The organism is Neisseria sp. P0021.S006, assembly GCF_051956895.1.
On the sequence record NZ_JBQCWZ010000316.1, the window covers coordinates 1 to 1,511 of the forward strand.

At 50.5% G+C, this 1,511-nt stretch carries 1 protein-coding gene and 2 pseudogenes; all 3 read right to left on the reverse strand.

Features of this window, described 5'->3' with window-relative positions:
* Window positions 1-29: 29 nt before the first annotated feature.
* Window positions 30-222 (reverse strand): annotated as a pseudogene (locus tag ACTHUM_RS13675) (UvrB/UvrC motif-containing protein); the annotation flags it as partial.
* Window positions 223-233: 11 nt separating this feature from the next.
* Window positions 234-1,043, reverse strand: a complete 810-nt coding sequence (gene murI / locus ACTHUM_RS13680; protein ID WP_440403132.1) for a glutamate racemase — start codon at window positions 1,041-1,043, stop codon at window positions 234-236.
* Between the two features lie 61 nt (window positions 1,044-1,104).
* Window positions 1,105-1,511: pseudogene (locus tag ACTHUM_RS13685) on the reverse strand (Bcr/CflA family drug resistance efflux transporter); the annotation flags it as partial.

A 1,511-nucleotide genomic window follows, 5' to 3' on the forward strand; every position in this document is an offset into this window, starting at 1 on the left:
AATTTCCTATAACTTAATAATGATATAACTTATTCACTACCAAACAACAATTCTTCCTTAATTACCCGAATTCTATCCCGTAACACAGCCGCTTCTTCAAACTGCAAATCCTTGGCCACCTGCTGCATAGCTTTTTTCCAATTTCGCAATTTATTCCAAGGCATCTTCTTCATTGTGAATTTCGCCGACTTTAACCTTGTTTTTACCTTTCAGACGGCCTTTAATATTTCCAATCAACCCAACGTTACCATCTCAATCTGCTCCATACTTCTACCCAAGAAGCGTTCGCCGATGGTGCGGAAACGCAGGGGGATGTCGCTGACGTAGAAGCGGTAATCCGGATTGTCGTTTTCTGTATTCAGCAAACCTGCTTGTGCCAAGGCTTTGGCGGTGGCTTCGGCGGTAGTGATGGCGGAATCGACCAAGGTAACGTTTTGTGCTTCGTGGCCGATAAGCGGTTTGAGCAGTGGGAAGTGGGTACAACCCAACACCAGCGTGTCGATGTCGTCGGCCAAAAGCGGCTTCAGGTATTCGCGCACGGTCAGACGGGTGACTTCGTGATCGAGCCAGCCTTCTTCCACCAATGGCACAAGCAGGGGTGCGGCTTGCGTGCGCACCAGCGTGTCGTTGTTTTTTGAATGGATAGCTCGCGCGTAGGCATTGCTGTTGACGGTGGTGTTGGTCGCGATAATGCCGATTCGGTTGTTTTTGGTGGTTTGCAAAGCGGCTTCTGCACCTGCGGAGATGACGTCCAATACGGGCATATTGCCTGCTTTTTGACGGATTTTCTGTCCGGCAACCGCGGCAATGGTGTTACACGCAATGACGAGTGCTTTGACATCGTTTTCCAGCAGGAAATCGACAATCTGCATGGCGAAGGTTTCGATGGTAGCGCGGGATTTGGTGCCGTAGGGAACGCGTGCGGTATCGCCGAAATAGATGATGTTTTCCATCGGCAGGCGTTCCATCAGGGCGCGGACGTTGGTCAAGCCGCCGACGCCGGAATCGAATACGCCGATGGGGCGTTGTTTGCTGGTACTCATGGTTAATTTCTTCAATATAGTGTTGAGGCCGTCTGAAACCGTTTTTCAGACGGCCCGAAGGTTAAACATATTCTTTTTTATCGTTTTCCATCCAAGCCTGATGCGAGCAAACCCACAACAGCACGATACCGCATACGGTCGAACTCAACATCATACCGGCCATCACCAAGGCGGAACCATTATGTAGCCAAGTCGTTGCCATGCCGACCGATGCGCCGATAAGGGATTGGAACACGCCTAAAACGGCATTTGCGCTGCCGCCCTCTGCGCTGAAATAGCTCATAAAGCAGGCTTGAGTGTTCGCTCCGACCAAGCCTTGCGTACCAACTGAAAACATCACGCATGGCACTAAAGCCCACAAAGGCGGCAAAGACAGCGACAACACCAAAACCGTCATCAGCAGATTGGCGGAAAATTGGACGATAATGCCCCATTTGAGGATGTTTTGCGGATGCGTACCGGTTTTCA

Bases quoted from the DNA above. Each gene is read 5' to 3' on its own strand.
- murI (WP_440403132.1), bottom strand. From the start codon at position 1,043: ATGAGTACCAGCAAACAACGCCCCATCGGCGTATTCGATTCCGGCGTC.